This window comes from Aquisediminimonas profunda (assembly GCF_019443285.1).
In the GTDB taxonomy this organism is placed as follows: Bacteria; Pseudomonadota; Alphaproteobacteria; order Sphingomonadales; family Sphingomonadaceae; genus Aquisediminimonas; species Aquisediminimonas profunda.
This window is the reverse complement of the sequence record NZ_CP080327.1, coordinates 3,388,661-3,406,525: the sequence shown is the minus strand read 5'-3', so window position 1 is coordinate 3,406,525 and position 17,865 is coordinate 3,388,661. Positions and strand designations below refer to the sequence as shown.

Sequence of the window (17,865 nt, the reverse complement as noted above, 5' to 3'; positions counted from 1 at the left end):
TATTCGCCTTATGTTCCTATTTACTTGACAAATAGGAGATATCATGAAAATGCCAACCCCGTCACTCGATCGGCGTTTCTAGGTCGCACGGGTCGAGGGGCGGGACTTCAGGTCGGCGCGAAAGCGGCGGGCGTCTGCACTCCCCAAAGTGTGCAGCCACGCGCTCTGCGTTCGTTTTGAACCGGTCCGGGCGTCTTTGAAGGGAGCAATCCCGTCCTGCAGGAGGGCTTTCGGGCCTTACCCCTCTGCAGGGACGTGCCGGATGAGAAGGCGGTGTTTCGAGACCGGGCGCCGGTTACGCACTCGAGCACCTGCAACCGCACAAAGGCAAAACCCGCCGGACGCCCCCCAAGGCTTCCGCGCCGACCGTCCCGCCCCCCGCTCACCACGGGAAGCCTTCGCGTGCCCGCAATCCTCCCCGCACAGGCGCAGGGAGAATGAGCTGGCCTATTCTCTAGCCCTTCGCTCCAGCAATATACTGGTCGATAGCGGTTCCAAGCACAGTCAGCGGTACACCGCCTGTCTTGACCACCGTATCGTCGAACCCGGCAAGATCGAACTTGTTGCCGAGAGCGGCTTTGGCGCGGTCGCGCTGCTTGTTGATCTCGTTATGGCCCATCTTGTAGCCGCAGGCCTGCCCCGGCGAAACGCTGTAGCGGTCGACTTCACTCGTCATCGCGTTGCGACCCTTGCCCGTTTCATTGACAAGGAAGTCGATCGCCTGAGCACGCGTCCACTTCATGGCATGAAGACCAGTATCGACAACCAGGCGGCAAGCCCGGAACTGCTGTGCCTGCAGATAGCCAACCTGACCGAACGGATCATCGGCATAGAGCCCGGCTTCATCCATCAGCTGCTCTGCATAAAGCGCCCAGCCCTCGATAAAGGCATTGAAGCCCATCAGCGAAGAAATCAGCGGAAGGTCCGCATGATGTTCGGCAAGATAGGCGCCCTGCCAGGTATGCCCGGGCACGCCTTCATGCGCCGTGAGCGTGGGGATCTGGTATTTCGGCCAAAGGCTCGTGGACTTGAGGTTGATGTAATAGATTGCCGGGCGCGAACCGTCGAGCGATGCGAAGTTCATATAGCCAAGCGATGCACCGTCCTGAATGTCGATCGGAACGCGTTTTACGACCAGCGGCGCCTTGAGGCCCAGCCGTGACACGCCGGGAAGCAGCTTGCGAATGGCGGCGACCCTGTCATTGCAATAGGCAATCAGGTCTGCGCGGCCGGCGTCGGTATCAGGAAACAGCATCCGCGGGTCGCTGTTGAGTGCCTGAACGCGGGCACCAACGCTGCCTTCGGTCATGCCCTGTGCCCTGAGGATCGCATCCATCCGCGCCTGGATTGCCTTGTTCTGTTCAAGGCCGATTGCGTGCACTTCAGCTGCCGACGCGTTGGTCGTTGTCCCCAGTTTCAGCGCCCATTGGTAATAGGCATCGCCATCGGGGAGCTTGTGGACACCGGCAACATCGGTCGATTTTTCGGTCGCCTTGGCAAAGGCAGCGATCTGGCGGTCGAGCGCGGGATAGACCATCGACGCAACGAGCTTGCTGACGCGGCCACCCCAGTCTCCGGCCATGCCCAAAGCCTTTGTGCGCTCTGCAATCGAGGTCACGAGCTTCTGCTCGGCAATGGCTGTCTGGCGATAGCCTTTCAACTGGCCAAGAGCATTGGACGCAATGAAGCTGGGAGGCGCTATGCCCATCCCGGCCTGCTCGGTGATTGTCGCGGTTTCCTGATCGAGCAGCTTCGCAAAACCGGCAACGCGCGCAACATAGGCTTCAGCGTCTGCGCGATTCTTGATCTGGTGCTGTGAATCGAGAAATTCCGGAACAGCTGTCAGTGCGCCGTCCTGCTGCGTCACTGGATATGGGGCCGTACCTCCATTCCAGCCACTGGCCGCGCCGCCAAACTTCCACTTGGTGCCTTGGACGCCCATCGTCGCTGCGTGCTTGACCGTGTCATAACGGATCTGGTCAGCGGGAGGGAGCGTTGCACGATTGACCGAGCCGAGCCGGGTGAGCATCGATTTGACCTGTGCTGCCCAGCGTGCGTCTCCGACTGGAGAACCGTCGCTCCATTGGGACTTGAGGGCAAGGCGGCGGCCGCTGTCGAGTCCCAGGGAGGTTGCTGTCTCGGGAGAGAGTCGCAGCAATTCTTCCGCAAACTGGGCGAGCATGCCGGAAAAACGCTTTGTGGGCGTTGCGGCAACGGCTTTTGCCGCCGCGCTCGCAGTTCCGGGTGCAGCGGCCAGAGCTGCGGCTGATAAGGTAAGGGCAAGTGCTTCACGGCGGTCAACGCCATTGGTTACGGCAGACATATTTGAAAATTCCCACGATTCTGACGCAATCACTATGCGGAGCCGCCATCGCAGGCGCAACCGTCCATCTGTCGTTTGCCGAAACGGCTTTGCTCTTGGTCGATTGCACCGTGCGTATCGCTGCGATACGCATGCCTCATGACCCACCAGCACACGCATGGCGATCCTCACCTGCATAGCCATGCCCAGGCCGATTTTGGCCGTGCGTTCGCGATCGGCCTTGTTCTCAATACGGGATTCGTGATTGTCGAGGTGGCCTACGGACTTGCGGCCGGCTCGACTGCCCTTCTAGCCGACGCCGGACACAATCTGTCTGACGTTCTGGGACTCGTGCTGGCCTGGGGCAGCTTTTCACTGGCCCGGCGCGCGCCGACGGATCGCTTCACCTACGGGTATCGCGGATCGACAATCCTTGCGGCGCTCTTCAACGCATTGCTCCTGCTTGTGGCGCTTGGCGGGATTGCGCTCGAGGCCGTGCAGAAAGTCCTTGATCCAGCGCCGGTCGCCGGCGCAACCGTCTCGCTGGTCGCTTTGGTCGGGATTGCCATCAACGGAGCCACAGCCTGGATGTTCGCACGCGGGCGGCGGCACGATATCAATATTCGCGGCGCCTATCTGCACATGTTGGCCGATGCGGCCATCTCGGCGGGTGTTGCCGTGTCCGGCCTGCTGGTCCTGTGGACAGGCAAGGCCGTGATTGATCCGGTCACCAGCCTTGTGATCGTTGCCTATATCTTCTGGGGCACCTGGGGGCTGCTGCGGCAGTCGGTCGCCATGTCGCTTTCGGCGGTGCCCACGCATATCGACCTTGCAGGCGTGGAGGCCGAACTGCTTGCCTCACCCGGTGTGGCAAAAGTCCATGATCTTCACGTCTGGCACATGAGCACGACCGAGATCGCGCTGACGGCACATCTGGTCATGCCGGACGGCAGCAAGGGCGACGCCTTCCTGTCAGACGTCCATGAACGGCTTGCCAATAATCACGCGATCAATCATGCGACGATACAGATCGAGACAGGCGCCGATTGCGCGGCGCATGGCAACGGCTGCGGCTAGACCATCTTTTCCGGCCGAACCAGCCGGTCAAACGTCTCTTCGTCGACCAGTCGGAGTTGAAACGCTGCTTCCCGCAGGGTCTGGCCGGTTTCATGCGCGTGCTTGGCGATCTTGGCAGCATTGTCGTACCCGACTTCGGGCGCAAGCGCGGTGACGAGCATGAGTGATCGCTGCACGAGCTCGGCGATGCGTGCTTCGTTAGCCTGCAGTCCTGCAATGCAATGTGTGGCAAACGTCTGCATGCCCGTTGACAGCAGGTCTATCGAGCGCAGCACGTTGGCGCCGATCAGCGGTTTAAAGACATTGAGCTCGAGATGACCCTGCATTCCTCCAATAGTCACGGCCTGGTGATTGCCGATCACTTGTGCCGCGACCATGGTCAGCATCTCGCACTGGGTCGGATTCACCTTGCCGGGCATGATGGAACTGCCGGGCTCGTTTTCCGGGAGGATCAGCTCGCCTAGCCCGGAACGCGGACCCGATCCCAGCAGGCGAATGTCATTGGCAATCTTGGTCAGTGACACCGCAAGGGTGTTGAGCATGCCCGACAGTTCGACCAGTGCGTCGTTCGTCGCCAGCGCTTCGAACTTGTTTTCCTCGCTCCTGAAGGTGATGCCGGTCAATTTGCTGACGATGGCAACAAAGTCCTCTGCGAAACCCTTTGGCGCGTTCAGTCCAGTGCCGACAGCCGTCCCGCCCTGGGCCAGCGCAAATATGTCGGTCGTGCCGCTGCTGATGCGGACACTGGCCTTGGCGAGCTGGGTAGCATAGCCGGAAAATTCCTGGCCCAGCGTCAGCGGCGTCGCATCCTGCAAATGGGTGCGGCCGATCTTGACGATATGGGCCCATTCCTTCGCCTTGGTGTCGAGTGCCTGCTGAAGCGCGAGGATCGCCGGCTGCAGACGTTCGCGCGCCTCGATGGCGACGGCGATATGGAGTGCGGTCGGGAAACTGTCATTGGATGATTGGCTGCGATTGACATGATCGTTCGGATGGACGGGCGCCTTCCCGCCGCGCGGCTCGCCCAGGATTTCGTTCGCCCGGCCAGCAATCACTTCGTTGACATTCATGTTTGTTTGCGTGCCGGAGCCGGTCTGCCAGATCACGAGCGGAAACTGATCGTCCAGCGCCCCGGAGATAACCTCGTCTGCCGCCTTTTCGATTGCGTCCGCGATCCAGGCCTGGAGCCCGTGCTTCCGATTGACCCGTGCTGCCGCTTTCTTGACCAGCGCCAGGGCGTGAATGATCGCCATGGGCATGCGTTCGCGTGAAGCGAACGGAAAGTTTGCGATGCTGCGCTGGGTTTGTGCGCCCCAATAGGCGTCTGCGGGAACTTCGATTTCGCCGAAACTGTCTGTTTCGGTTCGAGTGGCGGTCATTTCTTGCGCCCGAAATCCACTGTCACAACATTGGAGCCGTCTTCGGCTGGAGTGGCCACGGGCCGGTCATTCTCGGCCGGCTCCTGCTCCCTGATCTGCTCTTCATCCATATGGGCCTGGAACTGCAGGGCAAAATCGACGGCCGGATCGGCAAAGGCAGTGACTGCAGAAAACGGGACCTCAAGATGGGCTGGCACCTGGCTGAACGTCAGGCCGACTTCGAAGCCGCTGTCTGTCACCTTCAGGTCCCAATATTTGTTCTGGAGGACAATGGTCATTTCATCGGGAAAGCGTTCACGCAGGCTTTTCGGGACCGAGACGCCAGGGGCGTTGGTCTTGAACGTGATGTAAAAATGATGATTGCCGGGCAGTCCTTCGGTCGCAACTTGCGTCAGGACGCGGCCGACCACGGCGCGCAAGGCTTCCTGCACGATTTCATCATAGGGAATCAGGCTGTCAGGCGGACTTTCGGTCATGTCCATGTGGTGGACGCTTGCTGCTTCGCGGTCAAGACATTGCGCGCCGGGACGGGATCGCTATAGCGCGCTTCATGCGCAAGGGCACGATCAGGCGAGCGACACATGAAACGTCGATCGAGGTGGATCTCAACCTCGATGGGACGGGCATTTATGATGTTTCCACGGGCATCGGTTTTCTCGATCATATGCTCGAGCAATTGTCGCGCCATTCGCTCATCGATCTGAGCGTCAAGGCCGTGGGCGACCTGCATATCGACCAGCATCACACCACCGAAGATACCGGCATCGCCGTTGGCGAAGCACTGGCGCAGGCGCTCGGGGACAAGCGCGGAATCACGCGTTACGGTTCGGCCTATGCGCCGATGGATGAAACGCTGACGCGCTGTGCGCTCGACATATCCGGGCGGCCCTGGCTCGTCTTCAAGGCCGATTTCGGGACGCCGCGCCTTGGCGAATGGGATACCGAGCTGATCGAGCACTGGTTCCACAGCTTTGCGCAAAGTGCAGGGATCACGCTGCACATCGAGAATCTGTATGGCAGCAACAATCACCATGTCGTGGAAAGCTGCTTTAAGGCCCTCGCCCGCGCAATCCGGCAGGCGGTCGAAATCGATCCGCGCAAGGCGGACAGCATCCCTTCGACCAAAGGGATGTTGGGCGGCGCCTGACCGGAGATTCTCGCAATGATTATTGTCTCGCTGGAATATACGGCAAGCCTTGAAGAAATTGACATGCGCCTGGCTGCGCATCGGGCCTGGTTGCAGGCCGCCGTCACGAGCGGGCGCCTTATGGTGGCGGGGCGTCGTGTCCCGCGAACCGGGGGTATGCTCATCGCTCGAGGAACGATGGAGGAGATCATGGGCTGGGCTGCGACAGATCCTTTCGCCGATGTCGCTCGGTACAGCTTCATTGAGATCGATCCGACGATAGTCGCGCCGGGTCTTGAAGCATTGGCGGCATCGTGAACGCAACGCTGGTTGATTATGGCGCAGGAAACCTTCAATCGGTGCGCAATGCCTTGAAGGCGGCGGGAGCGGAAAACGTCTGTGTGACGTCCGACCCGGATGTTGTCGCCGCTGCAGATCGGATAGTCCTGCCCGGCGTCGGTGCATTTGCCCATTGCATGCACGCGCTTTCATCCATCGACGGGATGGTTGAGGCGCTCGATACGGTAACCGGGGGCGGCGGGAAGCCTTTTCTCGGCATATGTGTCGGCATGCAGTTGATGGCCGAAGCGGGCGAGGAGCACGGCCGCCATGCGGGCTTGGGCTGGGTCAGGGGGACGGTCCGCCTGCTGCAAGGCCATGATACAATCAAGATTCCGCACATGGGCTGGAATGATGTCGTACCCGTTGGCGAACATCCCCTGATTTGTGCGGGTGAGGCCTATTTCCTCCACAGCTTTGCATTTGAGGGTGACTGCGTTCTTGCAACCTCTGACCATGGAGGGCCACTCACCGCTGCAATCGGTGCAGGCAACCGGATCGGCGTCCAGTTCCATCCGGAAAAGAGCCAGCGTTACGGGCTCAAGTTTCTAAGCCGCTTTCTGGAGTGGAAGCCATGAAGCCAGCGCTTCCTGCTCATTGTTTCTTCGTGTCTTCGTGTGAGTCCATCTATTCCTCACACGAAGACACAAGGACACAAAGAAAGGTGGGTTCTTAATGGCCCTGATCGTCTTTCCCGCAATCGACCTCAAGGGCGGGCAGGTGGTGCGCTTGGCCGAAGGCGATATGGATCGGGCGACGGTCTATGGCGACGATCCGGCAGCGCAGGCATTGCTCTTTGCCGAGGCGGGTGCGCAGTACCTCCATGTTGTCGATCTAGATGGCGCCTTTGCCGGAAAAGTCGTGAATGCCGAGGCTGTCGAAAGCATCGTCAAGGCTTTCCCCGGGCATGTCCAGCTTGGGGGCGGCATTCGCAATCGCGAAGCAATCGAGCGCTGGTTCGATCTCGGCGTTTCGCGCGTCGTGATCGGCACCGCGGCACTGGAGGATCCCGAGCTTGTGCGGCAGGCTTCGGCCGATTTTCCGGGCGGCATCGTCGTGGCCGTCGACGCCCGCGATGGAATGGTTGCGACCAAGGGTTGGGCCGATGTCTCGACTGTATCGATCCTCGACATGGCCCGCCGGTTCGAGGATGCAGGGGTCGCGGCACTGTTGTTCACTGATGTCGGGCGGGACGGCCTGCTCAAGGGATGCAATATCGAGGCAACCGTCGATCTGGCCCGGGCCACGAACATACCGGTCATCGCTTCGGGCGGCGTGGCGGGGATCAGCGACATTCGCGTCCTTTCGGTCCATGCAAAGGACGGTATCGAGGGCGTGATTACCGGTCGTGCGCTTTATGACGGACGGCTGGACCTCGCGACGGCGCTTGCGGTTGCGGCCTTATGACGGTGCGCATTCGCGTCATTCCCTGCCTGGACGTCAAGGACGGCCGCGTCGTCAAGGGTGTCAATTTCATTGACCTGCGTGATGCTGGCGATCCGGTCGAGGCTGCGCGTGCCTATGACGCAGCGGGGGCGGACGAACTGTGCTTTCTCGATATCACCGCAAGCCATGAAGGGCGCGGAACCCTGCTCGATATCGTCGCGCGCACCGCGGAGGTGTGCTTCATGCCGCTCACCGTTGGCGGCGGGGTTCGGACGCCTGACGATGTTCGTGCCTTGCTTCTGGCAGGCGCTGACAAGGTTGGTGTCAACAGCGCAGCGGTCGCGCGGCCCGAGATCGTTGCGGAGATGGCGGACCGGTTTGGCAGCCAGTGCATTGTCGCTTCGGTCGATGCGCGGCGCGTCGGCGAAGGCTGGAAAGTCTTCACGCACGGCGGTCGGCAGGCGACGGGTGTCGATGCGGTCGCGCATGCTGTCCGCCTTGCCGAACTCGGCGCAGGGGAATTGCTGGTGACGTCAATGGATCGGGATGGAACGCGCGATGGCTATGATCTCGAATTGACCCGCGTCATCGCGGATGCCGTCGCTGTGCCCGTGATTGCATCCGGTGGCGTCGGCAATCTCGGCCATCTGGTTGAAGGCGTGCGCGAAGGCCATGCCAGTGCAGTCCTTGCGGCATCGATTTTCCACTTCGGGCAATCCAGTATCGGCGCGGCGCATGCAGCACTTGCCGCCGCGGGGCTGCCCGTGCGCACACCTGTGCTGTCGTGACGCGATTCAAAGACTTGACCTGCTGTGGCTGCTGACGCCAATGGGCGCATGACCGACACGCTCAAACGCCTCGAGACGATTATCGCTGCGCGCCGGGAGGGGGATCCTTCTTCATCCTATGTTGCGAGCCTTACCGCAAAGGGCAGAGACAAGATTGCGCAAAAGGTGGGTGAGGAAGCGGTTGAAACCGTGATTGCGGCGCTGGGCGGAGACAAGACCGACCTGACGAAGGAAGCGGCCGACCTCGTGTTCCATCTTGCCGTGCTGCTGGCTGACGCGGGGCTTTCGTTCGACGACGTGTTCGCCGAACTTGATGCGCGCGATGGCGTCTCCGGTCTCGCTGAAAAAGCCGCACGAAAGGAGAGCTGATGCCCATCGACGCACTGGCGCCCTATGATGACCAGAACATCTTCGCCAGGATCCTGCGGGGGGAAATCCCCAACCGGACAGTCTATGAAGATGAGTGGGCTCTGGCATTTCATGACATCAACCCGCAAGCGCCTGTCCATGTCCTTGTCATTCCAAAGGGCGCCTATGTGAGCTGGGATGATTTCACTGCCAAGGCGCCTGATGAGGAAGTTGCGGGTTTCATCCGCGCTGTGGGCCATGTCGCGCGCGAACTCGGACTTCCGGCGACTGGCTATCGCCTGCTTGCCAACATTGGCATGCATGGTCACCAGGAAGTGCCGCACCTCCATGTGCATATTTTTGGAGGTCGGCAGATGGGTCTTATGCTTCCGCGGTGAAATTTTGTTGCGCGGATGAGATTAGTGGCTAGGTTTGCCGACAAAGGTTCCGAGAGGGAGTAAAAATGGCGGGTACACAGCAGCTCGGGTTCATGGCCCGCATCATGGCGCGAAAAAGCGTCGCGCAGGTTCAGCGCGAAACCGAAACCAGCGAACTGAAGCGAACTCTCGGACCCTGGAATCTGCTGTTTCTTGGCATTGGCTGTATCATCGGCGCGGGTATTTTTGTTCGTACGGGAAATGCCGCGGCTCTGCACGCCGGACCGGCGGTCCTTATATCCTATCTCATTGCCGGGTTCATCTGTGCACTTGCCGGGCTGTGTTATGCAGAACTTTCGTCGACGCTTCCTGTGTCCGGCTCTGCCTATACCTACAGCTACACCACTGTGGGCGAGTTCGCGGCATGGGTCATGGGGGCATTGCTCCTTCTTGAATATGGTCTTGCCGCTTCTGTGGTCGCCGTTGGCTGGGCCGGATATGTTGTCAGTCTTCTCGGGGATTACGGAATCCATATCCCGGCGGCGCTGACCGGGCCTGCCGGCCACGCCTTGATGGAAGGCAGCGGAACAGAGATGAAGCCGGTCCTCGAAAATGGCGTGCCGGTGATCACGATCTTCAACCTGCCTGCATTTCTTATCTGCATGGCACTCGCGGCATTGCTTGTCATCGGTGTGTCGGAAAGTGCCAAGTTCAACAATTTCATCGTTGCGATCAAGACGAGTGTCATCGTCGCCTTTATCATTATCGGTGGCTGGTTCGTGATCGAACATTTCGACACACTCAAGTCCAATTGGGACCCCTTCATTCCGGCGGCAACCGGTGAGAAGGGCGAGTTTGGATGGAGCGGCATCATGCGTGCGGCTTCTATCGTTTTCTTCGCCTATATCGGCTTTGAAGCGGTTTCGACTGCGGGGCAGGAAGCCAAGAATCCAGCAAAGGACATGCCTTTCGGCCTGTTGGGCAGTCTCTTTGTTTGCACTATTCTCTACATACTTGTCTCGATCGTGCTGACCTTGCTTGTGAACTACAAGGTTCTCAATGTGCCGGACCCTGTGGCTGTGGCCGTCGATGCGCTGGGTCCGCAATGGGCCTGGTTTGCGAAGATCATCAAGGTTGGTGCCATCGTCGGGCTCACGTCTGTTGTTCTGGTCCTCATGTACGGCCAGACCCGCATCTTCTACACAATGGCGCGTGACGGGCTGCTGCCGCGGATCTTCTCGACGATTCACCCGAAGTTCAAGACGCCTTGGATCAACACCATACTCGTCGGGCTGATCACGGCCTTCGCTGCCGGCTTCTTTGACATCAACACGCTGGGCGACATGACCTCCGTTGGCACCCTTGCTGCATTTGCGATTGTATGCCTCTCGGTGATGTGGCTTCGCCGCACGCATCCCGATATTCCCAGAGGTTATCGGGTGCCGTTTTATCCGGTCGTGCCAATCCTGGGGATCGTGTTTTGTATCGGCCTGATTTTCTCGGTCGAAACCCGCGTCCTGATTTTCTTCGGTTGGTATACCTTGGCCATGGTCATCCTGTATTTTGTATACGGGATGCACAACTCGCAGCTCCAGCACGGCGAGCCGGCGATTGATGCACCAGAGATGACCGAACTGCCCGGACCGGTCGTCGACTAGGTCGAAAAGTTCCTGGAGGGGATGGGAAGGGGAGGCTTCGGCCTCCCCTTTTTTTGGTCTGTGTCAACCGAGCCTTGCAGCGACGAGCGCCGAAAGATCCGCTTCAGGGCGGGGCCCATAATGCGAGATCACTTCGGCGGCGCAAACCGCGCCCATCGTCAGACTGTCGGCCACGGACCGGCCAGCCGCTTGCCCGGCAAGGAAGCCTGCGGCGAACAGGTCGCCGGCTCCAGTCGTGTCGACGACGGTTTCAACGGCCTCGGCGGAGACGTCCGTCCTGATGCCGTTGGTTACGGCAAGCGCCCCATGCGGGCCGCGCGTCACCACCAAAAGCGGAACCTTGGCAGCGAGCGCATTGACGCTCTCGTCGAAATGATCTGATTCCATCAGCGAGTGCATCTCGGCCTCATTGGCAAAAAGGATATCGATCTGGCCGCTGTCGATCAGCGCCTTGAAGCTGTCGCGGTGCCGTTCGATGCAAAAGGCATCGGAGAGTGTCAGGGCAACCTTTCGGCCAGCACCCCGCGCGATGCCAATTGCACTCTGCATTGCTGCCCGCGGTTCTGGCGGATCCCAGAGATAGCCTTCAAGATAGAGGATCTCGGCGTTTGCGATCATGTCCCTATCCAGCGCCGAGGCAGGGAGGAACTGGGAAGCGCCAAGGAAGGTATTCATTGTGCGCTGGCCATCGGGGGTCACAAGGATCAGGCATTGCGCCGTGGGCGGCTCACCCTCGCGAGCCGGTGTCGTGAACGCCACAGTCGATGGCCCGGATATCGTGACTGAAGACCTTGCCAAGCTGGTCATTTGCAACCTGGCCGATGAAGCCGCATTTTCGGCCCAGCGCAGCCATTCCGGCAATGGTGTTGGCAGCGGAACCACCGCTGATTTCGCGCCCCGGTCCCATTCTCGAATAGAGTTCGTTCGCCCGCTCGGCACTGATGAGTTGCATCGACCCTTTTGCCAGCTGCTCTGAAACAAGGAACTCTTCCTCGGCTGTTGCGATCACATCGACGATGGCATTGCCGATCGCTACAATATCCAGGCTGGCTGCAGTCACGCGTCGTTTCCTTTATGGGAACAAAGCGCGTCGCCTAGCGACGGGAACGGCGCATCGCAAGCGCGATTGACAGTTGCTCGCTTGCTCCGCCATCTCGCGCGCATGAAGCGTATCAGTTTGATGGCCGGTCTGGCTCTCCTCGCGGGTTGCAGCACCGTACCCCGGCCACAGCCACGACCCCAGCCCCAGCATGTCCGAACAGTTGCACCTGCGCCGCTAAGGACCACAGGACTTGAACGGGTTGTCGGACGGGACGCGCGCGCGCTTGTGGCGCAGTTCGGACCTGCTGTTCAGGATGTCATCGAAGCCAGCGCACGCAAGCTGCAGTTTGCAAGCCCGAACTGTATCCTGGATGCCTATTTATACCCTCCGGCCCGCGGCAAGGAGCCGCTGGTGACCTATGTCGACGCGCGCCAGCCAGATGGTCGCCCAATTGACAACGCAGCGTGCGTCGCTGCGTTGATGCGGCACAAATAATCGGTCAGTCATTCAGGCTTCAAGCGGTACATCTCCATGGCGTTCCTGCATCATCTTGCGCATGCGGGTCAGGGCTGAACGCTTGATCTGGCAGACGCGCGCGGCCCCAACGCCGAGAGCGGCACCGATTTCGTCCAGGTTCATTTCCTCGACAAAGTAGAGCTGGAGAACAAGGGCTTCCCGCTCTGCCAGTTCGGCAAGGCATTCGGCGAGGTTCTTGCGCAACTCTGCCGCTTCGAATTCGCCATCCGCTCCTGCAGCCAGATCGGCGAACCAACTGTCATGGTCCGAATAGACTTCATCAATTGAATCGATCTGCTGCGACAGGGAAGAGGCCACCTTTGCATGGTAGCTCTCGGCATCAAGACCCATTGCGGCTGCCATTTCCGCATCTGTCGCGCGGCGGTGAAGCCTGTTTTCCAATTCATCGCGAACGCGAACCAGTTCGCGCCGGCTCGCCATGCCGGAACGGCACATCCGTGCCTCACGGCGAAGATGGTCGATCATCGCCCCTCGGATGCGGGTTGCGGCATAGGGGGCGAAGGTTGCGCCACGGTCCTTGAATCCCTTGGCCGCCTCGACGAGCGAAAGCAGACCGATCTGCATCAGATCTTCGAGAGCTATAGCCGACGACATGCGGGAATGGACCTGCCAGGCGATACGGCGAACCATTGAGGCGTGAGTCCTGACCAGCGTGTCGCAATCCGGCAGCGCAGGTGCGCGGCCATAGGTCAGGGTCTCATGAACGACCTCTTGATGCAGCATCATTCTTCTCCAGATTCAAAGGGGTGTTGGCCCGGACCGCGTTGGGCGAGCGCCGCTTGGGCCCGCTGCGCGCCAATCATCGCAATCACTTCGACGGGCTTGGTTTCAGGAATTTCTAGGAAGGACAGGACCGGAATTTCTGACAATTGGGCCCTCAGCAGGCGTGAAAGGGCCGCCCGGCAAATCGGCGACGTGACAATCGCAAAACTTCTTGCCGCCATCAGCTGGGGCTGCACCGCCTCTGAAACGGCCGAAACGATGCGTGCCGCAAGATCCGGATCGAACGGCCAACTGGCGTTCGGGCCGGTGCGCACCGACTGCGTCAGCAAACTCTCGAGTTCCGGGTCAAAGGTGATGATCGGCAGCGGCATCTTGATCGGCACGATCATCTGGACGATGAGCGCACCCATCCTCTGGCGCACGCCTTCAAGCAGCGCTGCCTGATCCATATCGCGGCCGGCGAGTTCGATCATGGCTTCGGCCACTCGGCGGAAGTCCTTCAAGGGCACCCGTTCGGCCAGCAAGGCGCGGCACATGGTTGTGATCGCGGCGAGCGAATAGGGTTGCGGCGTCAGCGCCTGCGCCAGTTGCGGGAAGCTTTCCTTGAGGGCATCAACCAGGGCCTGACTGTCGTCGAGGCCGAAAAGCTCTGCCGCAGAACCGGAAATGACTCCGTTCAGATGCGTCGCAATCACGGTTGAGGCATCGACAACGGTATAGCCGGCAACGACGGCCTCGGCCCGGCGATCCGGCGTTATCCAGACAGCGTCCAGTCCGAAGCTTGGATCCTTGACGGCATGGCCCGGAATGAGGTCCAGCCCGTCGCCTGAATCGAGTGCAAGAAGCTGGTGGGCAAAGACTTCGTCCTCACCGGTGGTCACACCAGCAATGCCAATGCGATAGGCATTCGCCGGCAGCGAGAGGTCATCCTTCACGCGCACCATTGGCACCACGAACCCGAGTTCACGGGAAAGCTGGCGACGGATCCCGGTGATCCGCGCCATCAGTGGTGCGGATTGGCGGTCATCGACCATGTCGATCAGGCCGTAACCAATGTCGAGGGTGATTGGCGCCGGGTCGCTGACGTCGCGCCACTGGATCAGATGCTCGGGCTCGGGATCCTCGATGGGCGCAACATAGTCGCGCTTTGCCTTTGCGGCGCGCATGCGGGCCCAGCAAATTGTTGCCGTGATTGCTGCGGCAGAAAGGATCAGGAAATGCGGCATACCCGGCAGCACGCCGAGCAGGCAAAGAATGCCGGACACTGGCCCCCAGGCGCGGGCAGAACCAAATTCGCTGCCGATCTGGCCTGAGAGATCAAGTGGCGAGGACACGCGCGTCACGATGGCGGCTGCCGCGATCGAGAGGAGGAGTGCCGGGACCTGCGCAACCAGCGCATCGCCAATGGCGAGGAGAACATAGGTCTGTGCAGCCTGCCCAATTGCCAGCCCGTGACTGACAGTCCCAAGAACGAGGCCACCGAAAATATTGACGAACAGGATCAGCAATCCTGCAACAGCGTCACCTTTGACGAACTTGGAAGCGCCGTCCATCGACCCATGAAAATCGGCTTCGGTCGCAACTTCCTGGCGGCGGGCTTTTGCTTCGTCCGGTGTTATCAGCCCGGCATTGAGGTCGGCATCAATGGCCATCTGCTTGCCTGGCAACGCATCGAGCGTGAACCGGGCCGACACTTCCGAAACCCGTCCCGCGCCCTTTGTGATGACGACCAGGTTGATGATCATCAGAACGGCAAAGACGAAAATACCGACGATATAGTCGCCACCAATCAGGAAGGTACCGAAGGCTTCGATGACATGCCCTGCCGAGCCCGGTCCCTGGTGACCATTCACCAGAACGACACGCGTCGAGGCGACGTTGAGCGCAAGGCGGAAGAGGGTTGCCAGCAGCAACACCGTCGGGAAGGCCGAAAAGTCGAGTGGCTTGGCCGCGTTGAGGGCCACCATCAGCACCGCGAGAGAAATCGTGATGTTCACGATGAAGCCGATATCGAGCACGGTCGCAGGGACCGGGACGACCATCAGGATGACGAGCATCAGGATCGCGAACGGCAATAGCCCGCCCTTGATGGTGTCACCCCAGATGCGAAGATTGGCCTGTTCGATCATGCCGCGCTACCGCCGTCAATTCGGGAGAGGCGCTGATAAGCGCGCTCTGCAAACGCGAGCGAAAGGCTCTGCGGCATGGGTTCTATGGTGCGCATCTGCATGAACTCTTGTGAGGACTGGATATTGCTGCCGGTCCGGGTCGCCATCTGTGTGCGGACCGTGCTGGTCACAGGGAAACCCGCAGGCTGTTCATCCAGCCGCGCGGCGAAATGGGTCCGAATGGCATCAAGGCTTTTCGCGCTGCCATCAGGATTGAAGAAAATGGTGCGATTTGCCGCCGCCGCGGCGGGATTCAGTGGCGCGGCAGGCGCGTTCGGGTCTGCCCTCCATGCGGACAGGAATTGCGCGGCACCCTGCGCGCCCAGGAAGTGCGCGAGATAGAGGTCGACGGGCTCCGGTTCTTCTCCAAAGCGATTGCGCAGCATGTCGGCGTTGTCGTCGGCAAACTCCGCAGCCATCGTCGAGGAGACGTCGGGATCAAACCGCAAGCCCAGAATCTGTTCGCGCATTTGCGGATCGACAACGCGGAATTGGCCGTCCGGTCCCTTGCGGATTGCGTCGGCTGCCCATTGAAGGCCATGGTTTGCGCCATGCTGGGAAAGCGTTGCCAGCCAGGTCTGTTTGGTAAACTGGAAAAGTCCTGCTGCGCTCGATGAACTGGCTTGCGCCTCGGGATCAAGGCTGCTTTCCACGCGCGCTTGCGCCATGAGATAATCGAAGGGGACGCCCGTACGCTTTGAAGCATTGCCAATCGCAAGGCTCACCCGTTGGGGAACCGTTGGCTGAATGCCGATAGTCTGCGCTGGCATCTGGTCTTCGCTCCTTCTTTCGGAGCGAACTATGCAATGGCCGTGCCAATTCAGGCCGGGATACGCGAACCCCAAGCATTTCTGCGATTTGCGTACACATGCGGGACTGCTGCCCCACGCATCTGGTCAAGTTTTTCCATCTTTTCGCGGTTGCGGACCGCCATATAATTGACGCGGGTCTTCAGTGCCTCGGTCTGTTTCAGGGCATAGCCAACATCGGAGCGCAGCTTTTCCCCTGCGAGGATGGCACCACGCTGCCGCACCTGTGCCACAGCGCGGGCAAGGTCCTTTGTTGACTGCTCGATCCGTTCAATGTCGCGCGAATCTATGGCGTCCATAAGGGCGGCCTGGATTTCGATGATGGATTCCACGGCCGTCATGGGCGTCAGTCCGCAGTCCTGAAGAAGTCGACCATCGCGTGCGCGATGCGATCGACATCGACCGAATATTCGCCCTGAGCGATGGCCTGGCGCACCAGCGCGATCTTTACAAAGTCCACAGGCGGTCCGGCTTTCGAGAGCTCTGTGGCCAGATTTACCAGCTTGGGCAGGCTCTGGCCTGTGACGATGTCGCGCGCCGACATGGTCTCGGTGCGCGCAGCACGGGCGCCGTCATCCTTTACGGATCTGGACACCGGCCTTGTCGGCCAAAGTGTAACGGGGTCAACCATCTTACTTCCCTTTGTCATGGCCCCTGTCAGAGTGAATGCGACAGGGCTTGAAGTGGGAAACGGCAGGCCTGAAGAAAAGTTTAACGCGAAAGCGATACGGTTCCCGGTCCGGTCACAATGGCAGAGGTTTGGGTACCTGCAGCGCCGATCTTGAGGCGTATGCTGGATCCTTCAGCGCCATCGTCAAGTGCAATACCTGTTGCCGTCACGTCATAAGCGTCGCCCGAGACGCTGACTTCGACCGTGTCGCCCCTGTGCACGCTCAGCATGGCCTTGCCCTGCGCAGCGCCGATTGGAGCAATTGCAACACGCAGTCGCCAGCCAATTGAAGGACAGCGTACCGCAAGCGCATCGCTGCCGGCCCATTCTATGGTCGCTGGCTGCTGGCAGGCCGCTAGCTTCAAGCGCCGATCAAGCGGGGTGATTGCGCCACCGGGTTGACCCGGCGCCGCGCCCGTCAAGACTTCAATGCGGCTGTCCAGCCGGTCGAGGTCCTCGATCGCGTCCGCCAATGCAACGGAAGGCACCAGATTGAGAAGCAGTGCAGCAAGGGTCATGCGAACCATGGTCATTCTCCGAAAGGAATATGTCCACGCATGAGGAGCAAGGCCCATGCCAGTGGCAGAAATGCGTGAGTCTTCTTGCTTTTCGGCCAGGTCCGTCAAAATTCCGACGCGCTGCATATTTCTCTGCCTCCAAGTGATGGCGCATTTCATGAAAGGCACGCATTTCAGCCACCTTCCTGCATTTGGCACGATGATTGCTTTGATCGTGGCGGGCCTATCCCGACCTTCCTGATCGAACGTCGCCTGGCCAGATTTTTGGAGGCAGTCATGTCTGTTGGACAGTCACTATTTGGTATTCATGCGACGGCGCTGCAGCTCCGTTCGCAGCGGATGTCGATGCTCGCTTCGAACATCGCCAATGCAGCGACGCCGAACTACAAAGCCCGCGACATGAATTTTGCGCAGGCATTGCGCCAGGCCAGCGACGGCGAGTCGATTGAATCCTCGATCGAATATCGCGTGCCGCTTCAGCCCTCGCTCGACGGCAATACAGTAGAGATGTCCACGGAACAGACCGCGTTCGCGGAAAACGCACTCGCTTACCGTTCAAGCCTGTCCTTCCTGCAGGGCCGGATCGGAACGATGATGCGCGCGTTGAAGGGCGAATAA

Annotated in this window: 20 protein-coding genes and 1 pseudogene; 11 read left to right on the top strand and 10 right to left on the bottom strand. The window is 60.1% G+C overall.

All coding sequences use genetic code 11. From position 1 onward, the window contains the following. Positions 1 to 454: 454 nt before the first annotated feature. Positions 455 to 2,323, bottom strand: a complete 1,869-nt coding sequence (locus K0O24_RS16685) for a DUF885 domain-containing protein (protein WP_219893811.1) — start codon at positions 2,321 to 2,323, stop codon at positions 455 to 457. A 138-nt stretch (positions 2,324 to 2,461) separates the two neighbouring features. Here K0O24_RS16685 and K0O24_RS16680 point away from each other — a divergent pair, with 138 nt between their 5' ends. Then, complete coding sequence (locus K0O24_RS16680; protein ID WP_219893810.1) at positions 2,462 to 3,379, top strand: cation diffusion facilitator family transporter; 918 nt, start codon at positions 2,462 to 2,464, stop codon at positions 3,377 to 3,379. Here K0O24_RS16680 and fumC read toward each other — a convergent pair. Then, positions 3,376 to 4,758, bottom strand: a complete 1,383-nt coding sequence (gene fumC / locus K0O24_RS16675; RefSeq protein WP_219893809.1) for a class II fumarate hydratase — start codon at positions 4,756 to 4,758, stop codon at positions 3,376 to 3,378. The genes K0O24_RS16680 and fumC overlap by 4 nt on opposite strands. After that, positions 4,755 to 5,234, bottom strand: coding sequence for an SspB family protein (locus tag K0O24_RS16670; protein WP_219893808.1), 480 nt, complete (start codon positions 5,232 to 5,234; stop codon positions 4,755 to 4,757). Before K0O24_RS16670 ends, fumC begins: the two co-directional genes overlap by 4 nt. Positions 5,235 to 5,308: 74 nt before the next feature. Here K0O24_RS16670 and hisB point away from each other — a divergent pair, with 74 nt between their 5' ends. The 8 genes from hisB to K0O24_RS16630 all read left to right on the top strand — a co-directional run bounded on the left by hisB (position 5,309) and on the right by K0O24_RS16630 (position 10,780). Then, a complete protein-coding gene (hisB, locus tag K0O24_RS16665) occupies positions 5,309 to 5,905 on the top strand; it encodes an imidazoleglycerol-phosphate dehydratase HisB (RefSeq protein ID WP_219893807.1) in 597 nt (198 codons plus the stop codon). Between the two features lie 15 nt (positions 5,906 to 5,920). Further along, positions 5,921 to 6,202, top strand: a complete 282-nt coding sequence (locus K0O24_RS16660) for a YciI family protein (RefSeq protein WP_219893806.1) — start codon at positions 5,921 to 5,923, stop codon at positions 6,200 to 6,202. Continuing rightward, complete coding sequence (hisH, locus tag K0O24_RS16655) at positions 6,199 to 6,801, top strand: imidazole glycerol phosphate synthase subunit HisH (RefSeq protein ID WP_219893805.1); 603 nt, start codon at positions 6,199 to 6,201, stop codon at positions 6,799 to 6,801. Before K0O24_RS16660 ends, hisH begins: the two co-directional genes overlap by 4 nt. 97 nt (positions 6,802 to 6,898) lie before the next feature. Beyond that, entirely contained in the window at positions 6,899 to 7,630 is a 732-nt protein-coding gene (hisA, locus tag K0O24_RS16650) for a 1-(5-phosphoribosyl)-5-[(5-phosphoribosylamino)methylideneamino]imidazole-4-carboxamide isomerase (protein WP_219893804.1), read from the top strand. Continuing rightward, a complete protein-coding gene (hisF, locus tag K0O24_RS16645) occupies positions 7,627 to 8,397 on the top strand; it encodes an imidazole glycerol phosphate synthase subunit HisF (RefSeq protein ID WP_219893803.1) in 771 nt (256 codons plus the stop codon). The genes hisA and hisF overlap by 4 nt, the downstream gene beginning before the upstream one ends. A 48-nt stretch (positions 8,398 to 8,445) precedes the next feature. Further along, positions 8,446 to 8,766 carry a phosphoribosyl-ATP diphosphatase gene (locus K0O24_RS16640; RefSeq protein ID WP_219893802.1) on the top strand — a complete coding sequence of 107 codons (321 nt, stop codon included), beginning with the start codon at positions 8,446 to 8,448 and terminating at the stop codon, positions 8,764 to 8,766. Beyond that, positions 8,766 to 9,143 (top strand): histidine triad nucleotide-binding protein, encoded by a 378-nt coding sequence (locus K0O24_RS16635; protein WP_219893801.1) that lies wholly within the window; start codon positions 8,766 to 8,768, stop codon positions 9,141 to 9,143. Before K0O24_RS16640 ends, K0O24_RS16635 begins: the two co-directional genes overlap by 1 nt. Before the next feature lie 65 nt (positions 9,144 to 9,208). Further along, on the top strand, positions 9,209 to 10,780 hold the full coding sequence (locus tag K0O24_RS16630; RefSeq protein WP_246611063.1) for an amino acid permease: 1,572 nt from the start codon (positions 9,209 to 9,211) through the stop codon (positions 10,778 to 10,780). Positions 10,781 to 10,843: 63 nt separating this feature from the next. On the opposite strand, the pseudogene K0O24_RS16625 reads toward K0O24_RS16630, so the two are convergent. Continuing rightward, positions 10,844 to 11,840 (bottom strand): annotated as a pseudogene (locus tag K0O24_RS16625) (adenosine kinase). A gap of 102 nt (positions 11,841 to 11,942) precedes the next feature. On the opposite strand from K0O24_RS16625, the gene K0O24_RS16620 reads away from it, so the two are divergent. Beyond that, positions 11,943 to 12,317: a hypothetical protein gene (locus K0O24_RS16620; protein WP_219893800.1), complete on the top strand. Its 375-nt coding sequence runs from the start codon at positions 11,943 to 11,945 to the stop codon at positions 12,315 to 12,317. Between the two features lie 12 nt (positions 12,318 to 12,329). Here the strand turns inward: K0O24_RS16620 and K0O24_RS16615 are convergent, their stop codons facing one another. The 6 genes from K0O24_RS16615 to K0O24_RS16590 all read right to left on the bottom strand — a co-directional run bounded on the left by K0O24_RS16615 (position 12,330) and on the right by K0O24_RS16590 (position 17,262). Then, a complete protein-coding gene (locus tag K0O24_RS16615) occupies positions 12,330 to 13,085 on the bottom strand; it encodes a sigma-70 family RNA polymerase sigma factor (protein ID WP_219893799.1) in 756 nt (251 codons plus the stop codon). Further along, on the bottom strand, positions 13,082 to 15,211 hold the full coding sequence (gene flhA, locus K0O24_RS16610; RefSeq protein WP_219893798.1) for a flagellar biosynthesis protein FlhA: 2,130 nt from the start codon (positions 15,209 to 15,211) through the stop codon (positions 13,082 to 13,084). The genes K0O24_RS16615 and flhA overlap by 4 nt, the downstream gene beginning before the upstream one ends. Beyond that, positions 15,208 to 16,020 carry a transglycosylase SLT domain-containing protein gene (locus K0O24_RS16605; RefSeq protein WP_219893797.1) on the bottom strand — a complete coding sequence of 271 codons (813 nt, stop codon included), beginning with the start codon at positions 16,018 to 16,020 and terminating at the stop codon, positions 15,208 to 15,210. Before K0O24_RS16605 ends, flhA begins: the two co-directional genes overlap by 4 nt. A 50-nt stretch (positions 16,021 to 16,070) precedes the next feature. Continuing rightward, entirely contained in the window at positions 16,071 to 16,400 is a 330-nt protein-coding gene (locus K0O24_RS16600; RefSeq protein ID WP_219893796.1) for a hypothetical protein, read from the bottom strand. A 5-nt stretch (positions 16,401 to 16,405) separates the two neighbouring features. Then, positions 16,406 to 16,690, bottom strand: a complete 285-nt coding sequence (gene flgM / locus K0O24_RS16595; RefSeq protein WP_219893795.1) for a flagellar biosynthesis anti-sigma factor FlgM — start codon at positions 16,688 to 16,690, stop codon at positions 16,406 to 16,408. A gap of 80 nt (positions 16,691 to 16,770) precedes the next feature. Then, the gene (locus K0O24_RS16590; protein WP_219893794.1) at positions 16,771 to 17,262 is read right to left on the bottom strand and encodes a flagella basal body P-ring formation protein FlgA; all 492 of its coding nucleotides are present in this window, start codon (positions 17,260 to 17,262) and stop codon (positions 16,771 to 16,773) included. A gap of 261 nt (positions 17,263 to 17,523) precedes the next feature. Here K0O24_RS16590 and K0O24_RS16585 point away from each other — a divergent pair, with 261 nt between their 5' ends. Continuing rightward, positions 17,524 to 17,865 carry a flagellar basal body rod protein FlgB gene (locus K0O24_RS16585; RefSeq protein WP_219893793.1) on the top strand — a complete coding sequence of 114 codons (342 nt, stop codon included), beginning with the start codon at positions 17,524 to 17,526 and terminating at the stop codon, positions 17,863 to 17,865.